The 16,540-nt window shown below is 48.1% G+C and carries 16 protein-coding genes; 12 read left to right on the forward strand and 4 right to left on the reverse strand.

Features of this window, described 5'->3' with window-relative positions:
• Positions 1-429: 429 nt before the first annotated feature.
• From C7R93_RS27595 to C7R93_RS27615, 5 genes are all read left to right on the forward strand, one after another.
• Entirely contained in the window at positions 430-996 is a 567-nt protein-coding gene (locus C7R93_RS27595) for an RNA polymerase sigma factor (RefSeq protein WP_106841790.1), read from the forward strand.
• On the forward strand, positions 977-2,641 hold the full coding sequence (locus C7R93_RS27600; protein ID WP_106841791.1) for a DUF4179 domain-containing protein: 1,665 nt from the start codon (positions 977-979) through the stop codon (positions 2,639-2,641). The genes C7R93_RS27595 and C7R93_RS27600 overlap by 20 nt, the downstream gene beginning before the upstream one ends.
• A 186-nt stretch (positions 2,642-2,827) precedes the next feature.
• Positions 2,828-3,394, forward strand: a complete 567-nt coding sequence (locus C7R93_RS27605) for an RNA polymerase sigma factor (protein ID WP_106841792.1) — start codon at positions 2,828-2,830, stop codon at positions 3,392-3,394.
• Entirely contained in the window at positions 3,375-5,048 is a 1,674-nt protein-coding gene (locus C7R93_RS27610; RefSeq protein ID WP_106841793.1) for a DUF4179 domain-containing protein, read from the forward strand. The genes C7R93_RS27605 and C7R93_RS27610 overlap by 20 nt, the downstream gene beginning before the upstream one ends.
• 183 nt (positions 5,049-5,231) lie before the next feature.
• Complete coding sequence (locus tag C7R93_RS27615) at positions 5,232-5,750, forward strand: DUF1036 domain-containing protein (RefSeq protein WP_106841794.1); 519 nt, start codon at positions 5,232-5,234, stop codon at positions 5,748-5,750.
• A 65-nt stretch (positions 5,751-5,815) separates the two neighbouring features.
• Here C7R93_RS27615 and C7R93_RS27620 read toward each other — a convergent pair whose 3' ends face one another.
• Both C7R93_RS27620 and C7R93_RS27625 read right to left on the reverse strand, forming a co-directional pair.
• Positions 5,816-6,445, reverse strand: coding sequence for an HXXEE domain-containing protein (locus C7R93_RS27620; RefSeq protein ID WP_106841795.1), 630 nt, complete (start codon positions 6,443-6,445; stop codon positions 5,816-5,818).
• Positions 6,446-6,464: 19 nt separating this feature from the next.
• The gene (locus C7R93_RS27625; RefSeq protein WP_106841796.1) at positions 6,465-7,055 is read right to left on the reverse strand and encodes a TetR/AcrR family transcriptional regulator; all 591 of its coding nucleotides are present in this window, start codon (positions 7,053-7,055) and stop codon (positions 6,465-6,467) included.
• A gap of 198 nt (positions 7,056-7,253) precedes the next feature.
• Here C7R93_RS27625 and ytaF point away from each other — a divergent pair, with 198 nt between their 5' ends.
• The 4 genes from ytaF (at position 7,254) to C7R93_RS27645 (ending at position 13,265) form a co-directional block, all read left to right on the forward strand.
• A complete protein-coding gene (gene ytaF, locus C7R93_RS27630) occupies positions 7,254-7,946 on the forward strand; it encodes a sporulation membrane protein YtaF (RefSeq protein ID WP_106841797.1) in 693 nt (230 codons plus the stop codon).
• Positions 7,947-8,058: 112 nt separating this feature from the next.
• A complete protein-coding gene (locus C7R93_RS27635; protein WP_106841798.1) occupies positions 8,059-10,857 on the forward strand; it encodes a calcium-translocating P-type ATPase, SERCA-type in 2,799 nt (932 codons plus the stop codon).
• 30 nt (positions 10,858-10,887) lie between these two features.
• Entirely contained in the window at positions 10,888-11,589 is a 702-nt protein-coding gene (gene yunB / locus C7R93_RS27640; RefSeq protein WP_106841799.1) for a sporulation protein YunB, read from the forward strand.
• 125 nt (positions 11,590-11,714) lie between these two features.
• Positions 11,715-13,265: a copper amine oxidase N-terminal domain-containing protein gene (locus C7R93_RS27645; RefSeq protein WP_106841800.1), complete on the forward strand. Its 1,551-nt coding sequence runs from the start codon at positions 11,715-11,717 to the stop codon at positions 13,263-13,265.
• 76 nt (positions 13,266-13,341) lie between these two features.
• On the opposite strand, the gene C7R93_RS27650 is transcribed toward C7R93_RS27645, so the two are convergent.
• Positions 13,342-13,863: a GNAT family N-acetyltransferase gene (locus C7R93_RS27650; RefSeq protein ID WP_106841801.1), complete on the reverse strand. Its 522-nt coding sequence runs from the start codon at positions 13,861-13,863 to the stop codon at positions 13,342-13,344.
• A 161-nt stretch (positions 13,864-14,024) separates the two neighbouring features.
• Here C7R93_RS27650 and C7R93_RS27655 point away from each other — a divergent pair, with 161 nt between their 5' ends.
• A complete protein-coding gene (locus C7R93_RS27655) occupies positions 14,025-15,098 on the forward strand; it encodes a PAS domain-containing sensor histidine kinase (RefSeq protein WP_106841802.1) in 1,074 nt (357 codons plus the stop codon).
• The gene (locus C7R93_RS27660) at positions 15,070-15,726 is read left to right on the forward strand and encodes a response regulator transcription factor (RefSeq protein WP_069851973.1); all 657 of its coding nucleotides are present in this window, start codon (positions 15,070-15,072) and stop codon (positions 15,724-15,726) included. The genes C7R93_RS27655 and C7R93_RS27660 overlap by 29 nt, the downstream gene beginning before the upstream one ends.
• Before the next feature lie 184 nt (positions 15,727-15,910).
• Here the strand turns inward: C7R93_RS27660 and C7R93_RS30835 are convergent, their stop codons facing one another.
• Complete coding sequence (locus tag C7R93_RS30835) at positions 15,911-16,030, reverse strand: putative holin-like toxin (protein ID WP_228088406.1); 120 nt, start codon at positions 16,028-16,030, stop codon at positions 15,911-15,913.
• 326 nt (positions 16,031-16,356) lie between these two features.
• Between C7R93_RS30835 and C7R93_RS27665 the strand changes: the two genes are divergently transcribed.
• Positions 16,357-16,524 carry a cytochrome c oxidase subunit 2A gene (locus tag C7R93_RS27665; RefSeq protein WP_088910416.1) on the forward strand — a complete coding sequence of 56 codons (168 nt, stop codon included), beginning with the start codon at positions 16,357-16,359 and terminating at the stop codon, positions 16,522-16,524.
• Positions 16,525-16,540 lie beyond the last annotated feature (16 nt).

Raw genomic sequence — 16,540 nt, forward strand, 5'->3', positions numbered from 1 at the left:
TCTTCCCAAGTTTTAAAAGGTACCGATGAGCAAAGAAAGCGGTGAGAAGAAAAAGCACAGGGCTCGCAGACCTTGACAACGCCTACCCAGTCGGAACTGCAAAAAGAGGACCACGCTTGTCGAACACTTCTTCCTTGAGAAATGTCCGCCCGTAGGGTGGCTTTGGCTCGACGGTCCTCTTTTTGCAGTGGAGACGGACAGTCAATCCCCCACGCTGGCGTGTCAGAGTCGAAGAGAACTGTGCTTTTTCTTCTCCTCCACTATGCCGACTCAATCCACAAGCTTTAAGCTTTGACAGGAACATAAAATTTTTCAAAAATAACGAGAAAGGATTTCCCAGCAAATTCGTATTAGTGTTGAATCAACCAAAACGGAAGCTGCGCAGCATTCCCCAAAGGCTGATCGGTTATAGATGGAGGAGTAGTAAAAATGCCGGATGATCGGGAATTGATCGAGCAAATCCTGGCTGGCAATCATCAGCTGTACAGTCAGATTATCGACAGGTACAAGGGCAAGATCGTTACCTACTTGTACAAAATGATCGGTAACATGCCTGACGCACAGGATTTGGCTCAAGACGTGTTTACCAAAACCTTTTACTTATTGAAAGACTATCGGCCTGAGCACAAGTTTTCTTCATGGCTGTATCGAATCGCGAGCAATCATTGTCTCGATGAAATGCGAAGACGAAAAAGGACGGAGCAGGCCACTATCGTAGAAGAGCAGATCGTTGATCCAGAGACACCAGAGACTGCCCTGTTAAAAAAGGAACGGGACGCCCAACTGGAACACAGCATCATGCTGCTGGATGAGGAGTATCGCGAGGTGTTCGTTCTGCATTACTTGAAGCGTCTGTCGTATCGGGAAATCAGCGAGCGATTGTCTCTCACGGAGAGTGCTGTTCAGATGCGATTGTTCCGTGCTCGTAAAGAGATGAAGAAAAGCCTGACGAAAACGATGGGAGGGGGAGATGTTTATGACATGCTTCATGTTTAATCAATGGAAGCTCTATGAAAACGGTAACCTACCCCCTGCCGAAAGCAAAGGATTGGAGCAGCATGCAGAGCAATGCCCACAATGTCAGAGAAAGCTGCAAGAGTGGGTAGATCGCATGCTGGAAGAGGAATTTTCTTCCTATCCGGAGGTTCCTGTACCCGATACGTTTACGGATGAGGTCATGAGTAAACTGTTTGAAGCGGTTCCCGCACGTACGGCACGAAAGCGCTCCTCCCGAACCAGAAGACAAAGGGGCTGGGATATTATGAAGAAGACAGGATTGGTAGTAGCAGGACTTACAGCGTTGGTGGTAACAGGAACCGTTGTATCGCCGACGTTTGCGAATTATGTGAATAGCTTGTTCCAGATTGAGAAGGATGCGGGTATGAAAAATGCCGTCAATAAAGGCTTTGCCCAAAAGCTGAACCAAAAGGTAACCGACCAAGGTATTACCTTTGAAGCAAAAGAGTTGATGGTTGACTCGATGCGGATCGCGGTCATCTATGACATGTACGACCAGAATGGCAAGCAAATTGATATAGATGAACACTTCTTGGATTCTCAATTGATTGATCCGACTGGGAAAGGTTTGACCGCGGAAAATGGTGGACTCGTTATGGCTAGACATGGAGATTATTTTATCGCAAAGCTGGCCTTAAACGATATTTTCGAGTCCTCTGATACTACTCCCGATCAGCTGGTCCTTAAATTAGAACAGACAGAAATTGCAGGGAAAGAAGGAAAGTGGGAACTGGAATTCCCGATCGATATGAAGAAAGCAAAGGAAGCGACCAAAACCGCCGACTTCCAGCAAGCTACGTATGAGTCAGCAAAAGGACTCGTAATGGAGTTGAAAAAAATCGAGTTTTCTCCGAGCGCAACCAGAGTCATGATGGAGACCAAGTACACTACTGCGGCTGAAGAGGAGAGGAATCAACAAGTAGAATACTATAAGAAGAATCAGGAGCAAGGCAAGACTATTGGAATGAAGCCGGACTATTTGCTTGATTTTCTAATTAGGGACGAAATTGCTTATGAAATTACCAATGAGCAGGGAGAAGTGGTTGCGGCTTGGGATATGAAATCATTGGATGAAGGCATTAGAAATGAGAAGAATGTTCTCAAGGTATCTGGTACCACAGGTAAAGCGGAAGGCGACAAAATGAAGTCGTGGCAAACTTTTGGCCCAATTCAAGGTGAGCAAAAGTTAACGTTTCAACTTAAAAAGATTTATGAAGGGAAACTTGCCGACCCCCAAATGGAGCTCAATCTAACCGAACTGGTTAAGCAGAAAGAGACCGTAAAGGATGAAGTCGGTAATACCTTTACGTTCTCCTCCTTCGCGCTAGAGCCGGCTCATGGAGAGGAAAAAAAAGCTCAGGCTGTGATCACCGTAGAGGGTACATTAGCAAAAGACGTGGTTAGCACCGAGTTTTGGTTCGTCAAAGATGAGGATGGTAAGGTTTATCATTCTTATCTGAGGAATTCAGAGAGCACTAGGGACAAGGACGGACGCATACACGTCAAAGGCAAGCTGGAGGTTCCAGGCATGGAGCGGCAACCGAAAAAGCTCACAGTATCCTATGCTGAGTATACGGTCGAACATCGCAATGTGAACTGGGAAGTGCCGATTGAAATCAAATAGCTTGAAGGTAAAGGAAGAGGCAGACACAGGCCTCTTCTTTTTCAGTTCCGGGGATGAAAAAATGATATTTTTATAAAAAGAGAAAGGATTTTCCAATTCATCCGTATTAGCTAATGAATCAACCAAAACGGAAGCTGCGCAGCATTCCCCGCTGGCTTGATCTGTGATAGATGGAGGAGTAGCAAAATGCCGGACGATCAGGAACTAATCGAGCAAATCCTGGCTGGCGATCATGAGCAGTACAGACAAATAGTCGACAGATACAAGGGCAAGATCGTGGGCTATTTGTACAGGATGATCGGCAACATGCCAGACGCACAGGATTTGGCTCAAGATGTGTTTATCAAAACCTTTTATCGTTTACACGACTATCGGCCTGAGTACAGGTTTTCTTCATGGCTGTATCGAATTGCGAGCAATCATTGTTTCGATGAAATGCGAAAACGCAAACGGACAGAACAGGTAGAAATCGATGAGGAGCAGCTGATTGACCCAGACACACCTGAGACGACTTTGTTGAAAAAGGAACGGGACGCCGAGTTGGAACGCAGCATCATGCTGCTGGATGAGGAGTATCGCGAGGTATTTGTCCTGTTTTATATCCATCGTCTGTCGTATCGGGAAATCAGCGAACGACTGACCCTCTCGGAGAGCTCCGTTCAGATGCGATTATTCCGCGCCCGCAAAAAGATGAAGGACAGCCTGACGAAAACGATGGGAGGGGGAGCTATTTATGAAATGCTTCATGTTTAATCAATTGAAGCTATACGTAAACGATGAGCTTGCCCCTGCCGAGAGCAAAGGATTGGAGCAACATGTGGAAAATTGTCCACAATGCCAGAAGCACCTGCAAGAGTGGGTAGAAGGCATGCAGGAAGAGGATTTTCCTGACATTCCTGACATTCCGGAGGCTCCTGTACCCGATGCGTTTACAGATGAGGTCATGGATAAGCTGTCTGATGCAGTTCCCCCACGTTCTACGCGAAAGCGCTCCTCCCGAACCAGAAGACAAAGGGGTTGGGATATTGTGAAGAAGACAGGATTGGTAGTAGCAGGACTTACGGCGTTGGTGGTGACAGGAACGGTCGTTTCACCGACGTTTGCGAATTATGTGAATAGCTTGTTCCAGATTGAAAAGGATTCGGATAGCGGTATGAAAAATGCTGTCAATAAAGGCCTTGTCCAAAAGCTGGAGCAGAAGGCAACCGATCAAGGAATTACGGTTGAAGCAAAAGAGCTGTTGGCTGACTCGATGAGGATCGCAGTCATCTATGATGTATACGACGAGAGCGGCAAGAAGATTGAAGATCATATTTTGAATGCGAAACTGATTGATCAGAATGGGAAGGATTGGTTCGAGGATGATGGAGGAGATAATTCGGGAAGTCATGGAGAGTTTTTCATCACAGAGCGATTTTTGAATGAAATCTTCGAATCATCTGAGGCTATTCCCGACCAACTGACCTTACATTTAGAACAGACAGAAATCGCAGGTAAGACAGGAAAATGGTCATTGGAAGTTCCGATCGATATGAAGAAAGCCAAGGAAGCGACGAAAACGGTTGTCTTCCAGGATACGGCTTTTCAATCGCCACAAGGTCTAGGGATTGAACTGAAAAATATCGAATTTTCCCCAAGTGCAACACGGGTCATGCTGAATACTATTTCTCCAAAATCAGCTTATTTGGACGTTGAACGAACGTCGATCCTGTACGATCGGAAAAATCCGCGAGGCGCCATTATCACAGAAAAAGAGCGCGTACCTGCTTTTTTGGGAGAGAATATGATGTACGAAATCACCAATGAAAAAGGGGAAGTGGTAGCAGCTTGGGATATGAAATCATTGGATGATGGGCTTGATAAAAAGGAGAATGTTCTTTTCACACCAAGAACAGAAGAAGAACCGGAAGAAAAAGCAGAGGGCGATGTCTTGAATTGGTGGCATACATTTGGCCCGATACAGGGAGAACAAAAATTAAAGCTTGAGCTTCAGAAAATTTATGAGAAAAAACTGGCTTCGCCTAAATTTGATCTGGTTCCAACAGAACTAGACAAGAAAGCTGCGACTTTCAAGGATGAGACAACAGGCAGTACCTTTACATTCTCTTCTTTTGCATGGGAGCCAGGTAACGGCGAAGATCTAGGGGAGGCTGTAATGACCATAGAGGGTACATTAGGAAAAGGCATAGTCGAGAACCACGATTGGTCTGTAAAGGATGAAAATGGGAAGACTTACTATGCGTCAGTGAGTACTGAAAGCACCAGAGACAAGGACGGACGGGTACAGATCAAAGGTGAGATCTCGATTCCGCTCTTAAAGCAAGAACCGAAAAAGCTCACGGTATCCTACGCTACCTATATGGTGGAACATGACGTGAAGTGGGAAGTACCTTTTGAAATCAAATAGTTCACAGACAGGGAAGAGGCCGACAGTGGCCTCTTTTTTCTATGTATGGAAAGATCGTATGAAATATTGAAAGGTTATAGATGCACTAAATTTGTTGCATGTCCACGTTTGTCCATTTCACTTTTTCGTCGTCTTCATATGATACATCGTAAGACAAACCATATAAAAACCGGAGTGATGAAGATGGGTCTCTATTTTCGCAACAATACAAATGCAACTGTATTTGTTGCCTACGCTTACTTGAATTTTTCCTGTAGTCCAGTCAACTATGCGAAGCGAGGCTGGTATCGCATAGAGCCAGGTCAGACGAGACTGGTTCGGAGTGGATATGTTGGGGGGCGTACCTACTATTACTATGCCGAGGGTGGCGGACGTAGGTGGTCGGGTAACTACTTTACTCAAGTCCCGCGTACTGCTTTTCATTGGTGTTGGAACACGGGATGCACAACTTGCAGAAATCTAGGGTTTAGACGCTTTTTTATTGGCGTGTTCAACTACAACTTCACGATCACGCTTACGGCAAGTACGAGTCAAGTAAATGCTAGGACGGGTGACACGCTGACCGTGTTACCTACTAGATCAACAGACAGACCGCGAAAGGCACGTACCATTCCAGCAGGATTGCCTACAAGACGGAAGAATAGAAAGACCAATGGAGAGAATCGTGGAAAGTTCCCTACGAGAAGACTCCGGAAAAGATAGAAAATAAGCCAGGTTTGAGTAGCAAAAGGAGTGATCCCTCAGGTTCACTCCTTTTCTTTTTGACTCTATGATTTGTGAATGTACGGTCCCAACTGTTGACGAGAAAAGGCGTAACGTGAGTTTTCGTCCTTCAGCCACATATTACCCTTCACAATGAGAATGTACACCGCAACGATAAAGTAGACCGTACCTATCATCCAATCTAATGTGGTTACCATGCCAGTGGAGATGATGTGCCGGATATACCATACCCCGATCGGAATGTGGAGGAAAATCACGGCGAACAAGCCTGGATTGTAGATGGTTTTCGCTTTCAGATTCGCAAAAATTCCATGCCAGATAAACTGGAAAAAGCCCATGAGAATCGGGGCCAAACCGAGCCAGACGACCGTCGGGAAGAAGAGGGGAACCAGATAAAAGACATAGGCAATGACGAGGTTGATGATCATCGCAGACTGTGGATTCAGCGGGTATCTCTCTGGATGGCTGCTTTTGAAAATCAAACCATTAAAAAGTCCGGCAAAATACCCTGGCCAACGGTACTCTTCATACTGATGAACAAGGATGGCGATGAAGCTTAGCCACAACAGCCGCTCGATAGCAGGAATGGTGCTCCATTGCAGCATGACATACAGACCAACGCCTACTGCCATCAACACACCGAGGTCAGACCAATATTTTCGCAAAAAGCCCATCTGTTTCTCCCCCTATTTCCTATTTTTCATGAAAATAGCGTGCGAATAACAAATCAATCTGTTGCTCTACGGAAGCGACTTCGATGCCAGCGCCAGTAGACAATATCGATTTGAGCAAGGCTGGCAGAAAAATCGCTCCGAACAGCTGCATGATCATCATCATGAGAATCTCATGGTTTTCTTCATGGGTAATTTCCTTCAAAACTTCCTCAATCTTCACAAACCCAATGCTTTTCAGAAATTGGCCGTACTCATATTGAGAGGTAAAGACAGCACCACCAAGCGAGAAAATTCGTGAAACCAGCTCGGGATATTGCTCGATGATCTGGACGTAGCTCATTAAAAACTGCTTGAGTCGTTCTTGGGGAAGCAGGGATGTGTTATCCAAGATATTAAATGTAGCTGTAAAGCCACCTAAAAATGCACTGAGGGCTTCATTGATGAGCTTATCCTTGGAACCGAAATAGTAGTTAACCAAAGCTACGTTGGTACCGGAATCCGCTGCGATTTTCCGCACCGTCACACTCTCGAAGCCCTCCATCTTGATTAAATCCAGTGTCGATTGCAAAATTTTCGTTTTCGTTTCGCTGTTTTTATCTACTGGTGACATGACCGACCTCCTTTTTATTGGAAGCAATTCATTCTGTCAAACAACGTTTTAAACATTGTTTAATTTAATGGTAGCAGTTTTCAAGTCAGAAGGCAATGATCGTTTTCAAGATTCGTAATCAAACCTTCTTCGTTTGTTGGCACATCAGCAGAGCTTTTCGCGTATACCTAATAGGCAATGGGAAAGAGGTGACCACATATGAGCGGATGGCTCGCACTCCTGCTCGTTTCCCTGGCCATCAGCATGGACAGTGTCAGTGTAGGATTGACGTATGGTTTACGGAACATGAGAATGCCCTTTTTGTCACTCGTCGTCGTTTCTGGATGTTCGTTTGCTGTTGTATATGGTGTCATGCTCGTAGGCTCATCCCTTACCGAATGGTTAACACCCGAGATTGGCAAGTATATTGGTGCCGCAGTCTTGATCCTTATGGGTTTGTTTACTCTGTGGCGGCTCATTGCGACACGGTCGGGGACAGAGGCTCAGGAGTCTGCTACCGAGGGCAGCAACGCCGTTGTAGCCGCAGAAAAACAGGAAGAGCAGGAACCCATCGTATTATTGTCGCAGTTCCGCATTTTTGGTGTCATGATTCAGATTTTAAAAGATCCCTCCAAAGCCGACGCTGACCGATCTGGGCATATTATGGGCTGGGAGGCCGTTATGTTGGGGCTTGCCTTGTCTTTGGATGCTTTCGGCGCAGGCATCAGCCTTACGTTTTTGGGATACTCGCCACTGCTCGTCGCTCTCTGTATCGCGGTGATGAGTGCCTTGCTACTTGTGGTAGGAATTGCCCTCGGCAGGCGAGCCGGAAAAGCCAGATGGCTGACGAGGCTCACATGGCTGCCGCCGATTTTGTTGATTTGCATTGGCGTAGCCAAAAGCTTGAAATAGTTTTTTATACCAAAAATATCGAACCCGTCCTGATAAATGGACGGGTTGTTTTATTTTCTAGCTCGTCTGCATACACATGAAAAGGAGTGAGATGTGGATGGAGGAGATGTAGGTGGATACACAGCCAATTCGAAAATGGTACACGCTGGCGGCGGCCGACGTGACCGAAGCCCTTCATAGTGATGCTGCGCAAGGGTTGACTCAGCAGGAGGCGGAGCGGCGACTGGCTAAACAAGGTGCCAACCAGTTGGCTGAACAAAAGCGAAAGCCTCTCTACTCGGTCTTTGTTGATCAGTTCAAGGATTTTATGGTACTCATCCTGTTCATTGCAACGTTGATCTCTTACTTCCTCGGAGAGTACCTGGATGCGATTGCGATTATCGCGATCATCCTCATTAACGGTATCCTCGGTTTTATTCAGGAGGCCAAGGCTGAACGATCCTTGCAAGCGCTAAAGGAGCTGGCATCCCCGATGGCGCGCGTCATCCGGGGCGGGCACATTTCCATGATACCGGCTTCGCGGCTGGTACCTGGTGATCTGGTGCAATTGGAGGCCGGGGACCGTATTCCCGCAGATTTGCGTTTGCTTTCGGCCAATCGGCTGGAGGTGGAGGAGTCTGCGTTGACCGGGGAGTCTGTCCCCGTCGGAAAAAACGTGAAAAGACTGGAGACAGCCCAGGCGTCCACTGTACCGCTTGGCGACCAAAAAAATCTCGCGTTCATGGGCACGATGGTGACCGGAGGAACAGGGAGCGGCATCGTTGTAGCGACAGGGATGAGCACGGAAATCGGGAAAATCGCGCATTTGATGAATACAGCGGAAGAAGCAGAAACCCCTCTGCAGTTGCGATTGGAGCAAATGGGCAAGATTCTCGTGGTCGTCGCACTGCTGTTGACGATTGTCGTCATCGCTGCTGGTGTCTGGCATGGTCATGAGCTGTTTACGATGTTCCTCGCCGGGGTGAGTCTCGCAGTGGCGGCGATTCCGGAAGGCTTGCCGGCGATTGTGACTGTTGCACTTGCGCTTGGCGTCCAGCGAATGATCCGCCGCAATGCGATCGTACGCAAGCTCCCATCGGTCGAGACATTGGGCTGCGCCTCTGTCATTTGCTCCGATAAAACAGGGACCCTTACTCAAAATAAAATGACGGTTACCCAAGTGTGGCACAGCGATTCCACGTATGAGGTGAGCGGCAGCGGCTACGCACCAGAGGGAGCCTTTCACTATCTGGGGAAAATGGTATCGCCCGCCCGAGACGGAGCGCTCTCGCAAATGATCCGAATCGCAGACCGATGCAACAACGCCCGATTGACATGCGAGGAGCAAAGCACGCGCAATCTGCTCGGGATGGGCAAGACGTCACGCTTTTGGCAAGTCGTAGGCGACCCGACAGAAGGTGCTCTCAAGGTGCTTGCCGCGAAGGCATTGGGCGGCAATACAGAGCGTAGTAACCAGCAGGGCCAGCGTGTGGAGGAGCTCCCTTTTGACTCTGACCGCAAAATGATGTCGATCGTCGAAAAGGGAACGGACGGTGTGTATTCCCTGCTGACGAAAGGCGCGGCGGAGGCAATGCTGGCGAGATCGACACACATTTTGTGGAAGGGAGAGCTCACTCCACTCTCCGCGACACTTCGTCACCAAGTACTGGAGCAAACGGAACGGATGGCTGGCAAAGCGCTGCGCGTACTGGGCTTCGCCTATAAGACGCTGCAAGGCTATCGACCTGGACAGCCGATCGGTTCATTGGAAAACAATCTCGTCTTTGTCGGATTGGCCGGGATGATCGACCCGCCGCGTGAAGAGGTGCGTCCAGCAATCAATCTGTGCCATCAAGCAGGGATCAAGACCGTCATGATTACAGGCGACCACAAGGTGACAGCAGAAGCAATCGCCCGGCAGATTGGGTTGACGCGTGGCTACGGAGAAGTGCTGGAGGGACGTGAGCTGGACAACATGTCAGATGAGCAGCTCGCAGAGTATGCGGAGCGAGTGACTGTCTACGCCCGTGTGTCTCCTGAGCACAAGCTGCGGATCGTCCGTGCCCTGCAAAGCCAAGGACATGTTGTCGCCATGACCGGAGACGGTGTCAATGATGCTCCTGCGATCAAGACCTCAGACATTGGGATCGCGATGGGGATTACCGGTACGGATGTGACGAAGGAAGCGGCCGATCTCGTGCTGCGCGACGATAACTTCGCCACGATTGTCGCTGCCGTCGAGGAAGGCCGCAACATCTATGACAACATTCGAAAATTCATCCGCTATTTGCTGGCGTCCAACGTAGGCGAGATTCTCGTCATGTTTTTTGCCATGCTCCTCGGGCTTCCTTTGCCTTTGGTGCCGATCCAGATCTTGTGGGTCAATCTCGTGACAGATGGCTTACCGGCAATGGCACTGGGCGTCGATCAGGCGGAGAAAGACACGATGTATCAGAAGCCACGCAATAAGGCCGAAAACATATTTAGCCGGGGATTGGGCTGGAAAATTGTTAGCCGCGGCTTTCTCATCGGGGCGATGACGCTCTTGGCATTCTGGCTGACTCTCAAAGAGAATCCAAATGATCTGGTGCATGCCCAGACCGTCGCTTTCGTTACATTGGTCATGGCACAATTGATTCACGTTTTCGATTGCCGGAGTCAATACAGCGTTTTTCACCGCAATGTATTTGAAAACAAATACCTCGTATGGGCCGTGCTTTCGTCGATTGTGCTCGTGATCGGTGTCGTGTACATGGATGCACTCCAGCCGATCTTCAAAACAACGGATCTAAATCTGCGCGATTGGGCATTAATTTTGGTCGCGGCGGGAGTTCCAACGTTTGTCGCGGGAATCGGTGGGGTGCTTACCAGCGGTAGACAGCGTACAAGCAAAGAAAAACGCCCAGCTATGCGTACGGTTCGTCCTGACTAACCGAGCCGCAAAAGGGGAGAGGGAGCCATCGTGCGCTTGAGAAGGGGAGGATGGAAAAGACGTAGAAGGCGAATTTTTGCCGGGATACTGATGATCATTGTGGTGTTGATTGTTTTGTTTATCGTTGTGGAACGCAGGGTAGAGCCGACGTTGATGTTGATTGCTCAGGCCAAGGCAGAGCAGGTCGCCAAGCTCGCCATTACCGATGCAGTCACCAAGCGTATGTCCCAACAGGGTGTAGACGTCAACGAAGTTGTCATCATGGAAAAGGACGAGAATGGCAGCATCAAAGCGGTGAATTTTAACTTTAAAGAGTATTCCCGGATTGTGGGGGAAACGACAGCCCGTATCCAAAATCGTTTGAAGGAATTCGAGCAGGAGCATGTCCAGACGACCATACCACTAGGCTTGGCTACCAAAAACGTCTTTCTGGAGCACATTGGGCCTGATATTCCGGTGACGTTCGTTCCGATTGGTGCCGTCAAAACGAAGCTGGAAACAGGTCTGAAGCAAGCCGGAATCAACATGGTGCTGGTGACTGTCTACATTCACGTCGAGGTCGATTTGCGGGTCATTATCCCGTTTGCGACCAAGCAGCAGACGGTCACTACACAAATCCCGGTCTCCGAGGCACTGATTGTCGGCAAGGTGCCTGCGTATTTGTACAACAACCCGTCTGGCAAGCCCGATGTGCCGATGCCTCGAAACAACCAAAACCCAAGCCAGTCGTGATGTTTTTCGCTTATACGGGAACGATTTACACATCTATGAAAATTTTTATGAAACGTTTCTGAAAGGGTGCCGTCCAATGAATAGACACACTAAAACAAGCAAGAACATTGGAGGCGTAAACAAACATGAAAACAATCCGTACAGGCATGATGACAATCGCGGCACTGGCCGTTTTGGGAACAAGCGTGGTATCTGCAACCTCCGAACCAGTAAAAGGATTTTCCCTAAACGTAAACGGTCAAGCAATCGCAGAAGCGGCGATCTTAGATAAAGGACAGCAAACCGTACTTGTTCCGCTCCGTCCAGTTGCGGAATCACTCGGATTTAAAGTGAGCTGGAACAATCAACTGCAAGCTGCCGAGGTACAAAAAGGTGCAATCTCTAGTTATGCAAAAGCTGGTGAGGATCGCTATCCTTACGCGAAAATGTACAAAACGCTGGGTGCAGAGCCACGTATGATAAACGGAAGCACTTATGTGCCAGTTGCTTTCGTAGATGAAATTCTGCAAGCAGAAGTGAATGTATCGGATGATGCAGTGACAGTCGTGGATGAAGATGTAGCACCGATTCGCACGGGTACAATTACAAAAATCAACAAATCCGATAAAGGTCAATACTCTGTGATGCTAGGCGGCTTCCAGACGGGCATCTTGCTTCATCTGACCGAAGACACAAAAATCACAGATTCAGAAGGCAAAGCTTTGAAGCCAGAAGATTTGAAGCTGGGCATGCAGGTAGATGGAACCATCGAAAATGTCATGACCGCGAGCTTGCCACCTCAAACTAGTGCTATCAGCATCGTAGTAAAAGACAGCTTGAAGTCTCAGGAAGTATTGGGAACAGCGGGCAAAGTAACGAGCATCTCCTCTGATAAAGAGGGAATCTACAATATGCTCGTAGAGGGGAGTGCAATTACACCAAACTCTCAGGAAAAAGTCATGCTGACGATTAACAAAAAAACAGTTATTGTGAGTGCAAAAGACAATAGAGTTCTCGTACCAGAAGAACTGACAGCAGACAGCAAAGTATTTGCTTTCTATAGCCCGACGATGACGCACAGCCTGCCGCCAATCGCTGTGGCTGAGAAAATCGTCGTAGATGTACCCGATCAGGAAATCGTAGATGAAGATGTAGCACCAGTGCGCACAGGTACCATTACAAGCATCACCAAGTCCGATAAAGGCCAATACTCCGTGATGCTGGGTGGCTATGAAACAGGCATCATGCTCCATCTGAATGAAGAGACAAAAATTACAGATGCACAAGGAAAAGCACTGAAGCCAGAAGATTTGAAGCTGGGTATGGAAGTTGAGGGAACATCCCAAAAATTCATGACTATGAGCTTGCCGCCTCAATCCGGTGCAATCAGCATCGTAGTGAAAGACAGCTTGAAAGCTGAGGAAGTATTGGGAACAGCGGGCAAAGTAGCAAGCATCTCCTCTGACAAAGAAGGAACCTACAAAATGCTCGTAGAGGGTCAAGCGATTACAACAAAATCTCAAGAAAAAATCATGCTGACGATTAGCGAAAAAACAGTTATTGTGAGCGCAAAAGACAATAAAGTACTCAAGCCAGAAGAACTGAAAGAAGACAGTAAAGTATTTGCATTCTATAGCCCAATGATGACGCGCAGCCTGCCGGCAATCGCTGCGGCTGAGAAAATCGTAGTAGAATAAGTGAGAGAAGGGATGGCAGCTGCCGTCCCTTTTTTCTAATCCGCTGCTTGCTTGTTAGGCAGCGGGTTTTTTCCTGTCATGATTGAATAGGATATGCCATACAGATGACCAGACCGAGCTTTTCGTGCTCTCGCTCCTCATAGGCGACAAAGCCGTACTTTTCATAAAAAGGGATGACCCGCTTGTTCTTTTCCAGAACAGCCAAATGGAGGGAGGTATAGCCATTCTCCTGGTACCAGCTTAGCAAGGTATCCAGAAATTCCTTGGCGTAGCCGTGACTTTGGTACTCACTGTGCAGCATAATGAGGCCTAGCCAAGGGTGGCCATCTCGTGGGTTGCACAAAATGAACTGGGCGATCCCGATGATCTCGGTACCGTGTACTTCTCTTATCGAAAAGCTGTAGGAGTCCGCAAACTTCAGATTATCTTGATGGTCATCTGCTACTGTCTGTAGAGTGACGACTCGTTGTCCAAAGGCAAACTCCATATAATCGGGGTTTGAATTGTACACCGTCAGCAGCTCGGGGAAATCGTGTTCCGTGACGGGCTGAAAAACCAATCGAGCGCTATGGGCTGGGAAGGGAGTGGTGCTTGGCATGTCAAAAGCTCCTTTCAGTATATTTGTCATCTGTCTAATTAGATAATATTCTAATTTAATAAAATGTCAATTCGAATGATGATAAGGGAATTCCCTGATACACTTTCTTTTATGGAAACTTTACAATAACGATAGGATGATTGTCTCAAAAGGAGGAACGCATGGGTACGTCGAGTGAAGTGCTTTCCCTGATGCAGTCCATCTTTGCCAACGCTAGCGATGCGATCCTGGTAATTGATCATGAGGGACGAATCGTAAAGGCCAATGCTGCGTTGGAGCAGATGACGGGCTGGACAGAAGAAGAGCTGATTCGAGATAAACATATTTGCGAGCTGTGTCTCGGAATGGCAACGTGTATGGAAGAAACGAGCTGCACGGATTGCTTTTTTAAGCGCGTGCAAATGCCTTCATTCGAGATGAGGCTCCGAACGAAATCGGGTGTGGATTACCCTGTCGCCGCCAGCTCTGCGAGACTGGAGGATGAATCGCAAGGGAAGCTGGTCATGATTTTGCGTGATATGTCTGCGCAACTGCGAGTGGAAAAAGAGCGCTACCAGTACAAATTGACGAATTTCGCGATCCAGGCACAAGAAGAAGAACGAAAGCGCATCGCCCGGGAGCTGCACGATGGCGTAGGGCAGGCGCTTTATAGTATTTTAGTGGGACTGAACGTAGTCAGACAACGAGAATTGAGCGAGCCGGTTATGCAGCACGTCAGCGAATTGGTGAATATGACTTCCAAGGCGATGGAGGAAGTAAAGCGCATGGCGCTGGAGCTGCGTCCGTCTGCACTTGATGATCTCGGTTTATTGCCAGCATTACGCTCGTTAATGAAACGGGTGGAAAAGACTTTTCATATTCAGGTGGAGCTGCATGTTCAGGGGGAGAAACGCAGATACTCCGCTGCGATGGAAACAGCGTTATACCGGATTGTACAAGAAGCCATGACCAATACGGCAAAATATGCAAAGGCGAGCCATCTAGGAATCATGTTCGAGAATAGGGAGAAGGAAATTGTCGTCACGATTGTGGATGACGGTGTAGGGTTTGAAGTAGAGAAAACATTGAACATCGGCAAAGGACTCGGAGTGTTTGGCATGAAGGAGCGAGCCCAGTTACTTGGCGGTACCGTTGATATTCGCTCCGCACCCGAGGAAGGTACGACAGTGATCGTCCGGATTCCGGTGCCGAAGGAGGGGGTAGAGGATGACCATTCGCGTCTTGATCGCCGATGATCATGCGATAGTACGATCTGGGCTGGGGATGTTGATCAACGCCCAGGAGGATATGGAAGTCGTCGGTTATGCAGCTGACGGAAAAGAAGCATGTGAAAAAGCATGGGAAGTCAGGCCCGACGTCGTTTTGATGGATTTGAGTATGCCACCTGGGGAAAATGGTTTGACGGCAACGGCCAGATTGAAGGAAACGGCACCTGACATTCAGGTGCTTGTGCTCACGATGCATGATGACGAGGAATACCTGTTTCGCGTGCTGCAAGCCGGTGCCGCCGGCTATATTTTAAAGAGCGCCCCTGACCTCGATTTGATCACGGCGATCCGTTCGGTTAATCAGGGCATGGCGTATTTGTATCCATCCGCGACGAAATCTCTGATCGAGGAATTTCTGCAAATGGTCAAGAACGGAGAGGAGCAGGCCAAGTACGACATCCTGACTGATCGGGAAAAAGAAGTGCTGGTCTTGATCGCAAAGGGCTTTAGCAACAAGGAAATTGCGGAGCAGCTCACCGTTTCAGTCAAGACGGTGGAATCGCATAAAGCGCACATTATGGAAAAGCTCCACCTGCGTACGCGGCCTGATCTGGTGCGGTATGCGATTAAGAAGGGCTGGCTTGATTTTGAGTAGCGTACAATCTGTTGTATATAGTCAACAGCAAAACCATATGTTATGATAAAGCTAAGAATTTAAGGCTAAAATAAATAGACCAGAGTGCTGGAACACTCTGATCTATCGTACAGTAGACGGTACCCTGTAAGGGGGATCGGCTCAGCAGAATTTAAAACGGGGATGACCGCTCAGGCCTGCTAGCTCAAGAGCGGTCATTTTTTTTGGTCAGGGCAACAACGATTGCTACAATAAGTCCAAGAAGGGCAACGATGAAGCTGCCAAATTGGAGCATGAGTGTAAACATTTCGCTAGTAATTGCCATAATCTCACCCCCCTTACGTTTCCGACATGGGAGATGAGCCGACCACCCTTGAGAGCCGTGTCTATGTACTTGTCTTAATTTTACTACTGTTCTGTGAAAGGTACTAGCTTTTATAGAAGATATTTTTAGTGGACGATCCCAATACGGGGTCGTCTTTTTTTGTGTCGAACCTGTGACCGAAAATGGTCATAATTCGGTCGAAATCAGGGGTTTCCCGGAGCAATTTAGGGGATTTCCCCGAATTACTTCCAAGGGGTTCCAGCGGTAGAATGAAGGCGTGAAATGTACACTGCGCCTGTAAGGCACGTGGAAAGGAGAAGAGCGCGATGGAGACGCAAGTAGACAAAGCGGCGAAAGGCAAGAAATCAAAATCCAGCAAGCTGCAAACGGACCAGGAAGACTTGAAGGGAACGTTTGTCGCGGTTCTGATCGTTGGGGGTATCATTCTAGTCGGTTGGTTGGGTGTATTCGGGCTTTTCCTGGATAGGGCGTAATAAGGGAAGTAAAGGA

It is taken from the genome of Brevibacillus fortis (assembly GCF_003013395.1).
GTDB lineage: Bacteria > Bacillota > Bacilli > Brevibacillales > Brevibacillaceae > Brevibacillus > Brevibacillus fortis.